Genomic DNA, 15,220 nt, shown 5'->3' with positions numbered 1-15,220 from the left:
AAAGTACGTCGGCGGTAGTCATGCTTCCCCCTCGGATTCGTCGCGCGCCGCCGATTCCCCTTCGGTCAGCCGCGCGAACAGGTCTTCCAGCCCGGTCCGTGCCCGGGTCGCCTCGTGCACCGCGACCCCCGCTTGCACGAGCACCTGCAGCACCCGGGGCGCGGGCGTCGCGGTGAGGTCGGCGCGGATGCCGTCCGGGGTCAGCCGGGCCCCGATCCGGTGCTCCCGCAACGTTTCCACTGCCTGCTCGGCGTCCGGGGTGCGCACCAGCAGCGCGGCGTTCCCCGATTCCAGCAGGTCCGCCAACTCTCCCTGTGCGACCACGTTGCCGGACTGCAGCACCGCCACGTGCGTGCAGGTCGCTTCGACCTCGGCGAGCAGATGCGACGAAACCACGACGGTCACGCCGTCCGCGTGCAGGTCGGCGACGATCCGGCGAATCTCCCTGGTACCCGCCGGATCCAGACCGTTGGTGGGTTCGTCGAGCACGACCATCCGGCGCGGCACCAGCAACGCGCTCGCCAAGCCGAGCCGCTGCTTCATGCCGAGCGAATAGCCCTTGTACCGGCGGCGCGCGGCGACCGACAGCCCGACCCGGTCGAGCGCGGCGTCGACCGCGCCGGGGATCGCGGACGACGCCAGCCGGGGTTCGGCGGCGGCGAACCGCAGCAGGTTGTCGCGGCCGGAGAGGAACGGGTGGAAACCCGGGCCCTCGACCAGCGCGCCGACGTCCGGCAACGCGTGCGCGGACTCCTCCGGCATCTTCCGGCCGAGCAGTTCGACCTCGCCCTCGGTCGGGCGGACGAGCCCGAGCAGCATCCGGATCGTGGTCGTCTTGCCCGAGCCGTTGGGCCCGAGCATGCCGAGCACGGCGCCGTCGGGCACGTCCAAGTCCACGTGGTCCACCGCGACCGTGCTGCGGTAGACCTTGCGCAACCCTCGGGTGCGCGCGGCCAGCGGGACCGCCGGGGCGGGCACCTCGTCCGAGATGCCCGCCCCGGTTTCGACCGCGGTGCTGGTCACTTGGCGCCCAGCGCTTCGTAGAGCACCTGCTCCGGGACCGCGCCGGCGGCGAACCGGCCGTCGTCGGTCAGTACCGCGCCGCCCACCTTCGTGGTGAAGAGGTAGCCGCTGCCCCACGGGCCGTTGACCCGCTTGGCGAACCGGCTCAGCAGCTTCTGCGGGTCGGCGCCCTGCTTGTCCTCGCCCTGGGCCTGCTTCGGCTTCAGCAGGTCCGCGGGCACCTTGCCGGTGACGACGGTGTCCCAGCCGTCCCCGACGAACTTGGTGGCCTGCATGGCTTCGTTCGCGAGCGCCTTGTCGCGCTCGTCGATCTTGGCCTGCTTCTCGGTCACCTTCGCGCCCTTGGGCGGGGTGAAGGCGAACAGGTCCGCGGACTGGTCGGCGAACTCGATCTTGCTGAACGCCAGCTCCAGCGCCGGGGCGGTGGTTCCGTTGCTCAGCACCGAAAGCCGCAGCGGCAGCCGGGTCTGCGAGTCGATCGCGACGCGGATCTCGCGCAGCAGCGTGCGTTCGGTCGGCTTCGGGGTGAGGACCAGCTCGTACGCGGGCCGGTCCGCGACCGTCGCCGTGCCGTCGACCGCGACGTTGCTGCTCTCGCGCACCTTGGCGATCAGTTCCTTGGCCGCGGCGGACGGGTCGGTGACCTTGCCCTCGACTGAGTTGCGCTTGGTCGCGACGTCCGCCGGAATCGTGGTCTTCGTCGCGGTGTTGGTCTTGGAGTCGTAGTCCCACATGGTGTTGCCGTTGTGGATGAACGTCTCCTGCGTCTGCCCCTTGGTGAGCGACACCTTCGCCTTGTCCGCCCCGTCGCTGAACACCTGCGCCGAGTCGACGCCCAGCGCACCCGCCCCCGGGATCGCGCTTCCCGCCATGCTCGGCAGGCCGAGGTCGTTGCTCACGGTCACCGTGCCGTCGAACGCCGCCGGCTTGGCGGTCAGCACAGACTGGACCAGGTCCTCCGCGCTGACCTGCGGCAGCTTCGGCGCGTCCCCCGCCGAGGCAGGCATCGCCACCACGACCAGCCCGCCCACGCCGAGCGCGGTGCCGACGACGGCCGCGGTGATGGCCTTCTTCTTCGGATCCATCTCGTCTCTCCCTGTGTTCCCGGGCTTTGGTGGGCCCGGCTCCCGGTGCAGACGTTCCCCTGCCGAGGCTGAGATACCCCTGAATGTTCGGCCCGCTCAGCTGAGATGGCACTGAGAGTACGCGCGTCAACTGCGCAAACCGGCCATGATGAGGATCGTGAAACCTCGGGTGCTGGTGGTCGACGACGAGCCTGGTGTGCGCAAGGCGCTGCAGCGCGGCCTGCGCGCGGAGGACATGGACGTGGTCACCGCCGCGGACGGGCCGACCGGACTGCAGCTCGCGCGCACCGGTTCGTTCGACGTCGTGCTGCTGGACATCATGCTGCCCGGCTTGTCCGGCTATCGGGTGCTGGAACGGCTGCGCGCGGAGAACGTGACCACGCCGGTGCTGCTCGTGTCCGCGAAGGACGGCGAGATCGACCAGGCCGACGGCCTCGACCTCGGCGCCGACGGTTACCTCGTGAAGCCGTTTTCGTTCGTCGTGCTGGTCGCGCAGGTGCGTGCGGTGCTGCGCCGGGCCGGACCGGACGCCTCGCGCGGCGCGCTGAAGCTCGGTGCGCTGGAGGTCGACCGGGCGTTGCGGCAGGTGCGCTGGGACGGTCGGGAAGTGCCGTTGAGCCCGCGCGAGTTCGGTTTGCTGGAGGTGCTCGTCGGTCGCGCGGGGACGGTCGTGACGAAGGACGAGCTGCTGCGCGCGGTGTGGGGCGAGGAGCAGGCCGTCACGCGGAATCTCGTTGAGGTGTATGTGGGTTACGTGCGGCGCAAACTCGACGCGGTCGGCGCGGGCTCGATCCTGCGGACGGTGCGCGGGCACGGCTATCTCGCCTCCGACGACCAGCTCGACGAGGTCATGTGACCGGCTCGCCGTCGTCGTGGTGGAGCGGTCGTTCGCTGCAGGTCCGGATCACCGTGCTGGCCGCGGCGATCACCCTCGGCTGCCTGCTCGGCCTCGCCGCGCTGGCGGCGAACAAGCTCGACCCGCTGCTCACTGATTCGGTCGACGAGGAGCTGAGCGCCGCGCTCGTCCCGGCGGCCGGCGCGGTGTCCGCCGGGACGCCGCTGACCTCGGCGGACCCGGTTTCGGTGCGGGTACTGGACATTTCCGGCGCCCCGGTGGACGGCCAGTCGCGGCCGAAGCTGACCGAGGCGGAGGTCTCGCAGCTCAAGGCGGGTTTGCCGGTGCAGTCCGACGGATCGCGCTGGCGCGGCCAGGTGGTCAGCATGCCGAACGGCAGCCAGCGGCTGGTCGTCGCCGGGGCCGGACTGGTCGGGTTCGCCGCCGCGGTGCATTACGGCGGGCTGTGGCTGGTCGTGGTCGCGCTGGTCGGCGCGTTGGTGGCAGGCGTGGCGACCTGGCTGGTCGTGCGGCTCGCGCTGCGGCCGGTGGCGCGGATGCGCGGGCTGGTGCGCGCGCTGCCGCCGGGTTCCCGGCTGCCGCTGCCGACGTCGCACGACGAAATGCGCGCGCTGGCCGAGGAATTCAACGCGCTGCTCGAACGCCAGGAAGAGGTCAGCCAGCGGCTGCGCAGGTTCACCGGAGACGCGGCGCACGAGCTGCGTTCGCCGGTCGCGTCGATCCGGGTGCAGGCCGAGGTGGCGGTGACGAATCCGGATCCGGAACTGTCGCAGGAGACGCTCTCGGACATTCTCGAGGAGTCCGAGCGGCTGTCCGGCCTGCTCGACGGCCTGCTCACGCTGGCTCGCTCCGACGCCGGCGAGGTGCCGCCCGCGGAACCGGTCGAGGTGGTGTCCGAGGTCCGCGCGGCCGTGCGGCGGCTGCCGTCCGGGACGCCGGACACGCGGGTGAGCAGCGCGGTCGCGCAGGCCTGGGCGTCGGCGGCGCACCAGGAGGTCGAACTGGTCTTGGACAACCTGCTGCGCAACGCCTGCCGGTACGCCTCCGGGCAGATCGTGGTGTCCGTGCTGGCTTCGCGGTCGAAGGTCCGGGTCGTGGTGGACGACGACGGTCCCGGCATCGCGCCCGAGCACCGGAGCAAGGTGTTCGACCGGTTCTATCGAGTGTCCGACGACCGGGCGCGCTCGTCCGGCGGAACCGGGCTGGGCCTGGCGATGGTCGCCGAAACGGTGCGCCGCCGAGGCGGTCAGGTGCGGGTCGGCGAGTCGCCGGACGGCGGCGCGCGGTTCGAGGTCACCTGGCGGGCGGGAGCGGACCGGTGAATCCGGTGGGGGAGACTGGGCGCATGGACGCGGTCATCGTCGGGGCGGCACTGGTGCGCGACGGCAAGCTTCTTGCCCAGCAACGGGCTTGGCCGCCGCATCACGCAGGCCAGTGGGAACTGCCGGGCGGGCGCGTCGAGGAGGGCGAGACCGAGGCCTTCGCGCTGGCGCGGGAATGCCACGAGGAACTGGACGTGGTGGTCACCGTCGGCGACCGGGTCGGTCCGGAAATCCCGCTGCCGGGCGGAAAAGTGCTGCGCGTGTACTCCGCCGCGCTGCTGTCTCCCGGCGACGAGCCGCGCGCGGTCGAACACACCGCGCTGCGCTGGGTCGGACACGACGAACTGAACGATCTGGACTGGCTCCCCGCGGACCGGGACCTGCTGCCCGCACTGCACGCCCTCGTGAGTGCTGATTCCCAGTAGAACCAGCACTCACGAGGCTCTTCAAGCAGCCCCGACCATCCGCAACGCCGCGGACACGCGATGCGAACTGCGATCGATCGCCCGCTCCGCGCCAGCCTTGCGAACCCGCTCCAGCTCAGCGACGTCGTCGAGCAACGCGCGCGTGCCTTCCCGCACCGGACGCAACTCCTCGATCACCGCGTCCGCGACTGTGTCCTTGAGCACGCCGTACGACGGATACTTCTCAGCCAGTTCCGCGGGCTCGCCACCCACGCAAGCAGCCAGAATCTCCAGCAAATTCGAGATCCCCGGCCGATTCTCCGGGTCGTACGCGGGCACCGAGTCCCCGTCCGTCTGAGCCTTGCGGATCTTGCGCCGAATCTGATCCGGCTCGTCCAGCACGAACACCACGCCCACGGAATTCTGCGCGGACTTGGACATCTTCCGCGTCGGCTCCGCCAGATCCTTCACCCGCGCACCCGCAGGCGGCAACGTCGCCTCCGGCACTACGAACACCTCGCCGTAAGTGGAGTTGAACCGCCGGGCAAGCGTGCGAGCCAGTTCGACGTGCTGCCGCTGATCCTCGCCGACCGGCACCTCGTCCGCGCCCTGCAACAGAATGTCGGCCGCCATCAGCACCGGATAGGTCAGCAAACTGAGCCTGACTCCCGCCTGGCCCTTCGATTTCTCCTTGAACTGGATCATCCGCGCCGCCTCGCCGTAAGAGCAAGTGCACTCCAGCACCCAGGTCAGCGCCCCCAGCTCGCGAGCAAGATCAGACTGCACGAACACCCGCTCCGGCGCGATCCCCGCAGCCACCAGCACGGCGAGCTGTTCAGTCGCCAGCGATCGCAACTTCGCCGGATTGTGCGCGGTAGTCATCGCATGCAGATCAGACACGAAGTACAGATCGTCCGCCCCGCCCTCGGCGGCCCACCGCCGCAACGCGCCGAGGTGGTTGCCGAGCTGAACGTGACCGGACGGCGTGATGCCGGACAGCTGGACCATGGGTTCTTTCCTCTCCCGTGGATGTTCCGACCCGGGAGCAGGCACAAAAAAGCCGCCCACCGGGGCGGCCTTCGCTGGTTTTTCAGCGCAGAGCTAGAGGGCCGCCAACGGCGGCCACCACTGAGTGCTCTGGAAACGCATGCGGCGAGCCTAGCACCGGACTACGGTTCGAACCATGTTCGTCGTCGTGCTCACGTACATCGTTCCGCTAGAGGAAATCGACCGCGCCCTCCCGGCGCACAACGAGTGGCTCACGAAGCAGTACGAGGACGGCCACTTCCTGGCTTCCGGAGGCCAAAAACCCCGCACCGGCGGCGTGGTGATCACGCGCCCGATGGAGCGCGCCCAGCTGGACGCGATCCTCGCCACCGACCCCTTCGCCATCGGCAAGCTCGCGACCTACGAAATCATCCACTTCCAGCCCACCCGCACGTCCCCAGAACTCAACCTGGTGAACGAACTGCTGGATAACAATTAGCGAATTCCGTGAGGGCCACCCTCACAGACGCTGATTCCCCCAGGGTTCCCCTCACGGCCCGCAACCGGCCGTGAGGGCCACCCTCACGACTGCCAGCAGTCCGTGAGGGCCACCCTCACGACTGCCAGCAGTCCGTGACGGGGCCTTTCACGGACTTAGATTCCCTCAAGGGGCCCTTCACGGACAGCCCGCCCGCCGCCAGCCGGGTTTTTGGGGCGCTAGCCCCGCCCCACATGCTCAACCGCAGCCCGCGCACACAAACCCGCGAGCACCCCCCGCCAAACCGCAGCCATCGCACCCAACGGGCGAGGCACCCACACCACCCCCGCACCCCGATACGAAGCCAAAATGCGGTCTGAGGGTGGTTGTCAAGGCATCTTTCCCGCCTTGACAACCACCCTCAGACCGTCATCACAATCGGGCTTCGGGGTGCCCCACGCACGATCGAGGCGCAATGTCGCCGCCAGGCGACGAGCAGCCCCACCAGCTACGCAGCCACCCGCTTCTTAGCCTTCTTCAACGCCAAAACCGGACACTTCTTGCACCGATCCTTGGACCGGCAGCACTTCTTCTTGACCTTCCCGGCCTTCATCCACTTCCGCACCACAGCCCGAGGATCATCCGCGTGCTTCTTCCCCACCGCGTACTCCTCAAACCGGCCGTTAAAACACCCACGAGAGACACCACGAGATTAGGTGAGCCTAACCGATCATAGGGCGTGGCGCTCCTCACACCAACCCAACAGGTATCCTGATTGAAGTCCGCGTGTGGCCAAAGCCGGTCAGCGAGAGCCGGTCGCTGTGTCCGGTGCCCGTCATCCCGCCCGCCGCGCGGTGCCACCCGCCTTATTCTTCGAAGTTCAGGAGTCTTCGCGTGCCCGCAGCCAGCGCCACCGCGGTCGAAACCGGCCGCGCGTCCGGCAAGACCCGGCCCGACCTGCGCAACGTCGCGATCGTCGCCCACGTCGACCACGGCAAGACGACCCTGGTCGACGCCATGCTCCGCCAGTCCGGCGCCTTCGCCGAACGCGCCGAGCTGGTCGACCGCGTGATGGACTCCGGTGAGCTCGAGCGGGAAAAGGGCATCACCATTCTCGCGAAGAACACCTCCATCCACCGCCAGACCGCCGACGGCACGGTCACCATCAACGTGATCGACACCCCGGGCCACGCCGACTTCGGCGGCGAGGTCGAGCGCGGCCTCTCCATGGTCGACGGCGTCGTGCTGCTGGTCGACGCCAGCGAGGGCCCGCTGCCGCAGACCCGCTTCGTGCTGCGCAAGACGCTCGAGGCGAAGCTGCCGGTGATCCTGCTGGTCAACAAGGTCGACCGGCCGGACGCCCGGATCTCCGAGGTCGTCGAGGAGACCCACGACCTGCTGCTCGACCTGGCGGGCGACATCGAGGACGCCGACCTCGACGCGATCCTCGACCTCCCCGTCGTCTACGCCTCCGCGCGTGCCGGCAAGGCGTCGCTGGAGCAGCCCGAGGACGGCGGTCTTCCCGACAGCGAAAGCCTCGACCCGCTGTTCGAGACCCTGCTCCAGCACGTCCCGGCCCCGGCCGCGGACCTGGACGCCCCGCTGCAGGCGCTGGTCACCAACCTCGACGCGTCGAACTTCCTCGGCCGCATCGCGCTGATCCGCATCCACGCCGGCAAGCTGCGCAAGGGCCAGACCGTGGCCTGGATGCGCGAGGACGGCACCGTGCAGAACGTCCGGATCTCGGAGCTGCTCGTCACCGAGGCGCTCACCCGCGTCCCGGCGTCCGAGGCCAGCGCCGGCGAACTCGTCGCGATCGCGGGCATCCCGGACATCACCATCGGCGACACCCTCGCCGACGCGGAGAACCCGGTCGCGCTGCCCCGGATCACCGTGGACGAGCCCGCCATCTCGATGACCATCGGCGTCAACACCTCGCCGCTGGCCGGGCGCAACGGCGGCGACAAGGTCACCGCGCGGCTGGTCAAGGCCCGTCTCGACCAGGAGCTGATCGGCAACGTCTCGATCCGCGTCCTGCCGACCGAGCGCCCGGACACCTGGGAGGTGCAGGGCCGCGGCGAGCTGGCGCTGGCCATCCTGGTCGAGCAGATGCGCCGCGAGGGCTTCGAGCTGACCGTCGGCAAGCCGCAGGTGGTGCTGCGCACGATCGACGGCAAGCTGCACGAGCCGTTCGAGCGCCTCTACATCGACTCGCCCGAGGAGCACCTCGGCGCGATCACGCAGCTGCTCGCGTCCCGCAAGGGCCGCATGGAGGACATGAGCGGCAACGGCACCGGCCGGATCAAGCTGGTCTACGTGCTGCCCTCGCGCGGCCTCATCGGCTTCCGCACCGACTTCCTCACCGAAACCCGCGGCACCGGCATCGCGAACCACGTGTTCGAGGGCTACTTCCCGTGGGCGGGCGAGATCCGCACCCGGCACAGCGGCTCCTTGGTCGCCGACCGTTCGGGCCCGATCACCGCGTACGCGATGATCCAGCTCGCCGACCGCGGCACGTTCTTCGTCGAGCCCGGCGCGGAGGTGTACGAGGGCATGGTCGTGGGCGAGAACCCGCGGTTCGAGGACCTCGACATCAACATCACCAAGGAAAAGAAGCTCACCAACATGCGGCAGTCCTCGGCCGACGTGATGGAGACGCTGGCCCGCCCGCGCAAGCTCAGCCTCGAAGAGGCGCTGGAGTTCTGCGCGAGCGACGAATGCGTCGAGGTCGCGCCGGAGGTCGTGCGGGTCCGCAAGGTCACGCTCGACATCAACACCCGCGCCAAGGAGCGCTCGCGGGCCAAGAGCCGCGACAACAACAGCTGAACCTCGCGAAGGTGAAAAAGGGCGCCTCCCGTTCCCGGGAGGCGCCCTTTCGCGTGAACCCCGGCAGCGGTTCGTGCGTCCACTCTTATGGCGGTATCCCCTCCGATGTCACGGAGAGGCGGCCGATGTGGGAATCTCGATGCCGGCCCCCGCCCTGGCGTGACAGCATGTCCGCTCGGACCACGGAGCGCGGCGGGAACTTTCAGGAGGACGAGCGTGCGATTCGGACGCCGGCTTGCGCCGGTGCTCGCGCTGGCGGGAGTACTGCTCGCCGCGTGTTCGAACACCCCGCCGCCCCCGGTGGTCACGTCGGCCCCGCCGTCGAGCACGACCAGCGCGGCGGCGCAGTCGCAGATCGTGGTCGGCGTGGACGACGTCGTCGGCGGCTACAACCCGCACAGCATCGCGGACGCGTCCACGATCACCACCGCTCTGTCGCAACTGCTGCTGCCCTCGGTGTTCCGGCAGTCCGACGACGGCACGCGCACGCTCGACAAGACGCTGATGGTCTCGGCCGAGGTCGTCTCGCAGGTGCCGTTCACGGTGAAGTACGTGATCCGCCCGGACGCCTCGTGGTCCGACGGAGCCCCGATCGCCACCGAGGACTTCATCTACCTCGCCAACGCGATGAAGACCAACCCCGGCGTGATCGACCCGGCGGGCTACCGGCTGATCTCGGACATCGAATCCCGCGACGGCGGCAAGGGCGTCGAGGTCACCTTCAGCAAGCCGTACCCGGCCTGGCAGACGCTGTTCGACAATCTGCTGCCGCAGCACCTGCTCAAAGACTCGCCCGGCGGCTGGACGAACGCGCTCGCGACGAGCTTCCCCGCGGTAGCCGGACCGTTCGCGATCAAAACGATCGACACCGCCCGCGGCGAAGCGACCCTCCAGCGCAACGACCGGTACTGGGAGAAGCCGGCCGCGGTCGACACGCTGATCCTGCGCCGCTCCGACGCCTCGGGCATCGCGACCGCACTGCGCAGCGGCAACGACCAATTCTCCTTGACCCACACCGATTCCACCGGCCTGCAGCTGCTGAACGACCTGGGCTCGGCCGTCCAGTTGCACACCGTGCCCCGTCCGCTGACCGCTTCGGTGCTGCTGCGCCCGGTCAGCGCGACGCTGTCCGAACCTCAGGTTCGCGCGGGCATCGCCTCCCTGCTGGACCGCGGAAAGCTGATCTCCGCCGGGGCGAAGGGCGGTCCGTCCGCGACGCTGAAGGCGGACGCGCAGGTTCTGCCGCCCTCGGCAAAGGGTTACGCGGCCACCATTCCGGCTGGCCCGCCGTCGGCCCCGGACGCGACCAAGGCTGAGCAGTACTTCACCGCCGCTGGGTACAAGAAAGAAGCCGGCGTGTGGCGCAAAGGGAACAAGACGCTCTCGATCGTGCTCGCGTCGCCCGGTGAACAGGAGCCCTACGCGTCGATCGCGAAGGAACTGGCGTCGGAGCTGGTCGCGGGCGGCATCGAGGTCAACCAGATCAAACCGCAGCCGCGCGATCTGTATTCGTCCCTGCTGGCGATGCCGGTGGTGAACGGAAAACAACAGGCGAGCCCGGATTCGAACAGCACGGTGGGCGTCGACATCGCGGTAGTGGGCCAGCCAGTAGGCGGCGACCCGGCGACGGTCCTGGCGTCCAGCTACGGCTGTGCCCCCGAACCGACGCCTGCGGACAAGGCGAAGCCTGTGGTGCCAGCCAATCCGGCAGGGCTGTGCGACCAGGGTCTGCAAGCGACGATCGATTCGGCCATCACCGGTTCGGCGACCGTCGCCGACTCGCTCAAGACGCTGGAACCGCAGCTGTGGTCCCAGAACGTCGTGATCCCGTTGTTCCAGGAAGCCGAGACTTTGGCTGTGGGCAAGGGAATCTCCGGCCTGACGCCTGGTCCGCCGATGCAGGGCCCCTTCGGCTCCGCGGTGAACTGGACCCGCGGTGCCACCTGATCCGACATAGGAAAAGGGCCTCGCACGGTGAAGTGCGAGGCCCTTTTCGTACAGTGCGTCAGATCAGCTGCAGGCTTTCCGCGAAGTGGCAGGCCACCGGATGCGCGTGGCCGCGGTCCACCAAGGCGGGTTCCTCGGTCTTGCACTTCTCGCGACCGGCGTCGTCCAACTGGTTCGCGAACTTCGGGCACCGGGTGCGGAACCGGCAGCCCGACGGCGGGTTGGCCGGGCTGGGCACGTCACCGGTGATCACGATCCGCTGGCGCGTCCGCTCCTTGCGCGGGTCCGGCACCGGAATCGCCGAGATCAACGCCTGCGTGTACGGATGCGCCGGAGTCTCGAACAGCTCCTCCGACGGCGCGGTCTCCACGATCTTGCCGAGGTACATCACCGCGATCCGGTCCGCCACGTGCCGCACCACCGAAAGGTCGTGCGAGACGAACAGGTACGACAGCCCGAGCTCCGCCTGCAGGTCCTTCAGCAGGTTGAGCACGCCGGCCTGGATCGACACGTCCAGCGCGGACACCGGCTCGTCCAGCACGAGCACCTTCGGCTTCAGTGCGAGCGCGCGGGCGATGCCGATGCGCTGGCGCTGACCGCCGGAGAACTCGTGCGGGAACCGGTTGCCGTGCTCGGGCCGCAGGCCGACGGTCTTCATCAGGTCGCGGACCTGCTGCTTGCCGCCGTTCTCGTACAGCCCGTGGATGCGCAGCGGTTCGGCGATGATCTCGTTCACCGGCAGCCGCGGGTCGACCGAGGCGTACGGGTCCTGGAACACGATCTGCATGCTGCGCCGCAGCCGCTGCAGTTCGCGCTTGCCCATCGTCGCGAGGTCCTTGCCCTCGTAGGTCACCTTGCCGCTGGTGAGCGGCTGCAGTGCCAGCGCGATCCGGGCGGTGGTCGACTTGCCGCAGCCGGATTCGCCGACGAGCGCGAGCGTTTCGTGCGGGTAGATGTCGAACGACACGTCCGACACGGCCTGCACCGCGCCCGAAACGCGGCGGATCAGGCCGCCGCCGCGGATCGGGAAGTGCTTCACCAGGTTCTGCGCGGAGAGGACGGGCTCCTGCCCCGTCGTGGTCTCGCTCATCGGTTCGTCTCCGTGTCGGTCGCGACGGCGTCCACGGCGACCGGGACGGCTGCCGTGTCGGCCGCGGTGGGGCTGAACAGCTCGGCCGGGTCCTTCCCGACGACCTGCTCGGTGAAGTGACAGGCCGCGTGCTGGCCGTTCGGACCCGCGACGAGTTCAGGTTCCTCTTCGTCGCAGATCGGCTGCGACAGCGGGCAGCGCGGGCTGAACGGGCAGCCCGGCGGCATGTTCTGCGTGGCGGGCGGCGAACCGGTGATCGGCGTGAGCCGTTCGGTCTTCACGTCCAGCCGCGGCAGGCTGCCGAGCAGGCCCAGCGTGTAGGGCATCCGCGGGTTGTAGAAGATGTCGTCGACCGTGCCGGACTCGACGACCTTGCCCGCGTACATCACGTGCACCCGGTCGGCCTGGCCGGCGATCACGCCGAGGTCGTGCGTGATCAGCACCATCGCCGCGCCGGTTTCCTTCTGCGCGGCCTGCAGTGCCTCGAGGATCTGCGCCTGCACCGTCACGTCGAGCGCGGTGGTCGGCTCGTCCGCGATGATCACGTCCGGGTTGTTGGCCATCGCGATCGCGATCACGACGCGCTGGCGCATGCCGCCGGACAGCTGGTGCGGGTACTCGTCCGCGCGCTGCTTCGGGTTCGGGATGCGGACCAGGTCGAGCAGTTCGATCGCCTGCTTCTTCGCGACGTCCCTGCGCACGTCGTGGTGCGCGGTGATCGCCTCGGCGATCTGGTCGCCCACGGTGTACACCGGGTTCAGCGACGTCATCGGGTCCTGGAAGACCATCGCGATGCCCTTGCCGCGGACCTTGTTCAGTTCCTTCTCGTTGCACTTCAGCAGGTCTTTCCCGCCGAACCGGATCGAGCCGGACACCTTCGCGGTCTTCGGCAGCAGGCCCATCACCGCGAGCGAGGTCACCGATTTTCCGGAGCCGGATTCGCCGACGATGCCGAGCACCTCGCCGCGGCGAAGCTGGTAGTTCACGCCGCGGACGGCGCTGACCACGCCCTCCCCGGTCGGGAACTGCACGGTCAGGTCCTCAACGACGAGGACGGGATCGCCGCCGCGTCCGTCGGAGACGTTCTGGGTCATGCGCGCACCTTCGTCTGCTGGGGGTCGAACGCGTCCCGCAGGCCGTCCCCGATGAAGTTGATCGTCAGTGCGATCAGGATGATGAAAATGCCCGGGAAGTAGAACAGCCACGGCCGCGTGTCGATCGCGGTCTGCGCGCTGCTCACCAGGAGGCCGAGCGAGGTGTCCGGCGGCTGCACGCCGAAGCCGAGGAACGACAGCGCCGTCTCGAGCAGGATGGCGATCGACACGAGGATCGTCAGGTTGACGATGATCGCGCCGAGCGCGTTGGGCACCAGGTGCCGGAAGATGATCCGGCTGTCGCTCGCGCCGAGCGCCTTCGACGCCTCGACGAACTCCTTCTCGCGCAGGGAAAGCACGACGCCGCGAGCCACCCGGGACACGTACGCCCAGTAGAGACCGCCGATGACGACCGCGATCAGCCACCACGAACCGCCGGACTGGTGGCCGAGCACCGCGGCCACCGCGAGCAGCGGCAGCGTGAGCACGAGGTCGGCGATGCGCATCAGGACCGTGTCGAGCCAGCCGCGGTAATAACCGGCGACCGCGCCCCACACCGTGCCCACGACGGTCGCGAAGATCGCGACGAGGATCGAGATCTGCAGCGAGATCTGCGTCCCGCGCATCACCTGCGCGAGGGTGTCGTGGCCGACGGCGTCGGTGCCGAACGGGTGGTCGCCCGAGGGCGGGGCCGAGTTCTGCTCGGTGATGGTGCCCGCGTCGTACTTCCAGATCGCCGCGCCCACGTAGGCGAACAGGATGATCAGCACGAACACGACGAGGCTGATCATCGCGAGCCGGTGCTGAAGGAACCGCCGGAAGACCAGTTGCGCCTGGCTGCGTTCCTTGACCGTGAACTCGCGCTCCGGCGCGCCCTTCGGGGTCTGCGGATCGCCCGGAGCGAACCGAGAGCTGCCCAGCGTGGTGGGCGGAGTGGGGATTGCGTCGTTAGGCATAGCGAATCCTCGGGTCGAGCAGGCCGTAGAGCAGATCGGCGACCAAGTTGAGCAGGATGATGAACGTGGCCGCGATGAGAAGCCACGCCTCCACCGCGTACACGTCGCTTCGCTTGATCGCGTCCAGCAGGAAAGCGCCCGCGCCTTGCCATTGGAACACGGTCTCGGTCACGACGGCGCCGCCGAGGATCGAACCGATGTCGAGTGCGGTCACCGTGGTCAGCGGGATCAGCGCGTTGCGCAGCGCGTGCTTGCGCGTCACGGTCCAGCGCGGCAGGCCCTTGGCCCTCGCGAGGCGGACGTAATCGCTGTTGAGCACCTCGAGCATCGAGGCGCGCTGGTACCGGCTCCAGGCCGCGTAACTGGTCAGCGCGAGCGAGATCGTCGGCAGGATCAGGTGGCCGAGCACGTCGCCGAACTGGGTCCAGAACCCGCCCGCGGCGACCACCGACGAGGAACCGATGGTGTAGAAGACCTGGTCGCCGACCGTCGTGTTGATCGAGATGCCGACCTGCTTCAGCACCAGCGCGAACCAGAACGACGGCATCGACAGGAAGAGGAAGCCGAAGAAGGTCGCGGTGTAGTCGAACTTGGAGTACTGCCGCGACGCGCTGATCACGCCGATCAGCACGGCGAGGATCAGAGCCACCACCATGGCGAGCACGATCAGCCGGAGCGTCACGCCGAAGCGGCCGAACACCTCGCTGCCGATGTTCATGGTGGACTGGACCGAGGGGCCGAAATCACCGTGCAGCACGCCGGTGATCCAGTGCCAGTATCGCTCGAGAATCGGCTGGTCGAGATGCAGCCGGATGCGTTCGAGTTCGATGGTGCGAGGGGGCGGCGGCGGGTTTCTCGCGATCAGCGGGGTCAACGGGTTGGCCGAGAGCGACACCATCACGAAGACGACGAACGTCGACACGATGAGGATCGGCACCGAGACGAAAAGCCGGCGCAGTGCGAAGGCAAGCATGGAGGTCTTCCTGCTCTGGACGGTGTTCTGCCGGCGCCCGCCGCTCGTGGTGGCAGGGCCTTGGCGACGAAACGGGGCAATCGTGGTGTTCGGGAACTAAAAGGGCACTCGTTCGCGGATACGGTGAAGGGCCGGCAGCTTCGGCCGGCCCTTCACCGGGTGTCCCGCGGGAATCTACC

13 protein-coding genes are annotated in these 15,220 nt (G+C 68.8%); 6 read left to right on the top strand and 7 right to left on the bottom strand.

From position 1 onward, the window contains the following. Positions 1–18: 18 nt before the first annotated feature. Entirely contained in the window at positions 19–1,023 is a 1,005-nt protein-coding gene (locus ACZ7OI_RS23765) for an ABC transporter ATP-binding protein (RefSeq protein ID WP_470266366.1), read from the bottom strand. Beyond that, positions 1,020–2,108, bottom strand: a complete 1,089-nt coding sequence (locus ACZ7OI_RS23760) for a LolA family protein (protein ID WP_470266365.1) — start codon at positions 2,106–2,108, stop codon at positions 1,020–1,022. Before ACZ7OI_RS23760 ends, ACZ7OI_RS23765 begins: the two co-directional genes overlap by 4 nt. A 145-nt stretch (positions 2,109–2,253) precedes the next feature. On the opposite strand from ACZ7OI_RS23760, the gene ACZ7OI_RS23755 reads away from it, so the two are divergent. From ACZ7OI_RS23755 to ACZ7OI_RS23745, 3 genes are read left to right on the top strand one after another with little or no spacing between them, the layout of a single operon-like run. Beyond that, positions 2,254–2,964 carry a response regulator transcription factor gene (locus ACZ7OI_RS23755; RefSeq protein ID WP_470266364.1) on the top strand — a complete coding sequence of 237 codons (711 nt, stop codon included), beginning with the start codon at positions 2,254–2,256 and terminating at the stop codon, positions 2,962–2,964. Further along, positions 2,961–4,286, top strand: a complete 1,326-nt coding sequence (locus ACZ7OI_RS23750) for a sensor histidine kinase (protein ID WP_470266363.1) — start codon at positions 2,961–2,963, stop codon at positions 4,284–4,286. Before ACZ7OI_RS23755 ends, ACZ7OI_RS23750 begins: the two co-directional genes overlap by 4 nt. Positions 4,287–4,309: 23 nt before the next feature. Next, on the top strand, positions 4,310–4,711 hold the full coding sequence (locus tag ACZ7OI_RS23745) for a (deoxy)nucleoside triphosphate pyrophosphohydrolase (protein WP_470266362.1): 402 nt from the start codon (positions 4,310–4,312) through the stop codon (positions 4,709–4,711). Positions 4,712–4,732: 21 nt separating this feature from the next. Here the strand turns inward: ACZ7OI_RS23745 and trpS are convergent, their stop codons facing one another. Beyond that, complete coding sequence (trpS, locus tag ACZ7OI_RS23740) at positions 4,733–5,698, bottom strand: tryptophan--tRNA ligase (protein ID WP_470266361.1); 966 nt, start codon at positions 5,696–5,698, stop codon at positions 4,733–4,735. A gap of 175 nt (positions 5,699–5,873) precedes the next feature. On the opposite strand from trpS, the gene ACZ7OI_RS23735 reads away from it, so the two are divergent. The 3 genes from ACZ7OI_RS23735 (at position 5,874) to ACZ7OI_RS23725 (ending at position 10,928) form a co-directional block, all read left to right on the top strand. Then, positions 5,874–6,176 (top strand): YciI family protein, encoded by a 303-nt coding sequence (locus ACZ7OI_RS23735; protein ID WP_470266360.1) that lies wholly within the window; start codon positions 5,874–5,876, stop codon positions 6,174–6,176. An 873-nt stretch (positions 6,177–7,049) separates the two neighbouring features. After that, positions 7,050–8,981, top strand: coding sequence for a translational GTPase TypA (gene typA, locus ACZ7OI_RS23730; protein ID WP_470266359.1), 1,932 nt, complete (start codon positions 7,050–7,052; stop codon positions 8,979–8,981). A gap of 216 nt (positions 8,982–9,197) precedes the next feature. After that, on the top strand, positions 9,198–10,928 hold the full coding sequence (locus ACZ7OI_RS23725; RefSeq protein WP_470266358.1) for an ABC transporter family substrate-binding protein: 1,731 nt from the start codon (positions 9,198–9,200) through the stop codon (positions 10,926–10,928). 58 nt (positions 10,929–10,986) lie between these two features. Here the strand turns inward: ACZ7OI_RS23725 and ACZ7OI_RS23720 are convergent, their stop codons facing one another. The 4 genes from ACZ7OI_RS23720 to ACZ7OI_RS23705 are packed head-to-tail and all read right to left on the bottom strand — an operon-like array spanning position 10,987 to position 15,041. Further along, positions 10,987–12,018, bottom strand: a complete 1,032-nt coding sequence (locus ACZ7OI_RS23720) for an ABC transporter ATP-binding protein (protein WP_470266357.1) — start codon at positions 12,016–12,018, stop codon at positions 10,987–10,989. Beyond that, positions 12,015–13,112 carry an ABC transporter ATP-binding protein gene (locus ACZ7OI_RS23715; protein ID WP_470266356.1) on the bottom strand — a complete coding sequence of 366 codons (1,098 nt, stop codon included), beginning with the start codon at positions 13,110–13,112 and terminating at the stop codon, positions 12,015–12,017. Before ACZ7OI_RS23715 ends, ACZ7OI_RS23720 begins: the two co-directional genes overlap by 4 nt. After that, positions 13,109–14,068 carry an ABC transporter permease gene (locus tag ACZ7OI_RS23710; RefSeq protein ID WP_470266355.1) on the bottom strand — a complete coding sequence of 320 codons (960 nt, stop codon included), beginning with the start codon at positions 14,066–14,068 and terminating at the stop codon, positions 13,109–13,111. The genes ACZ7OI_RS23715 and ACZ7OI_RS23710 overlap by 4 nt, the downstream gene beginning before the upstream one ends. Then, positions 14,061–15,041, bottom strand: a complete 981-nt coding sequence (locus ACZ7OI_RS23705; RefSeq protein ID WP_470266354.1) for an ABC transporter permease — start codon at positions 15,039–15,041, stop codon at positions 14,061–14,063. Before ACZ7OI_RS23705 ends, ACZ7OI_RS23710 begins: the two co-directional genes overlap by 8 nt. Positions 15,042–15,220 lie beyond the last annotated feature (179 nt).

The sequence above is a fragment of the Amycolatopsis sp. NPDC114503 genome (assembly GCF_055633655.1).
The sequence above is the reverse complement of the archived record's forward strand: the minus strand, read 5'-3'. Positions and strand labels throughout refer to the sequence as shown.

Excerpts from the sequence above, each read along its gene's own strand:
- ACZ7OI_RS23760 (WP_470266365.1), bottom strand. The coding sequence starts at position 2,108 with ATGGATCCGAAGAAGAAGGCCATCACCGCGGCCGTCGTCGGCACCGCG.
- ACZ7OI_RS23755 (WP_470266364.1), top strand. The coding sequence starts at position 2,254 with ATGATGAGGATCGTGAAACCTCGGGTGCTGGTGGTCGACGACGAGCCT.
- ACZ7OI_RS23745 (WP_470266362.1), top strand. The coding sequence starts at position 4,310 with ATGGACGCGGTCATCGTCGGGGCGGCACTGGTGCGCGACGGCAAGCTT.
- trpS (WP_470266361.1), bottom strand. The coding sequence starts at position 5,698 with ATGGTCCAGCTGTCCGGCATCACGCCGTCCGGTCACGTTCAGCTCGGC.
- ACZ7OI_RS23735 (WP_470266360.1), top strand. The coding sequence starts at position 5,874 with ATGTTCGTCGTCGTGCTCACGTACATCGTTCCGCTAGAGGAAATCGAC.
- ACZ7OI_RS23720 (WP_470266357.1), bottom strand. The coding sequence starts at position 12,018 with ATGAGCGAGACCACGACGGGGCAGGAGCCCGTCCTCTCCGCGCAGAAC.
- ACZ7OI_RS23715 (WP_470266356.1), bottom strand. The coding sequence starts at position 13,112 with ATGACCCAGAACGTCTCCGACGGACGCGGCGGCGATCCCGTCCTCGTC.
- ACZ7OI_RS23710 (WP_470266355.1), bottom strand. The coding sequence starts at position 14,068 with ATGCCTAACGACGCAATCCCCACTCCGCCCACCACGCTGGGCAGCTCT.
- ACZ7OI_RS23705 (WP_470266354.1), bottom strand. The coding sequence starts at position 15,041 with ATGCTTGCCTTCGCACTGCGCCGGCTTTTCGTCTCGGTGCCGATCCTC.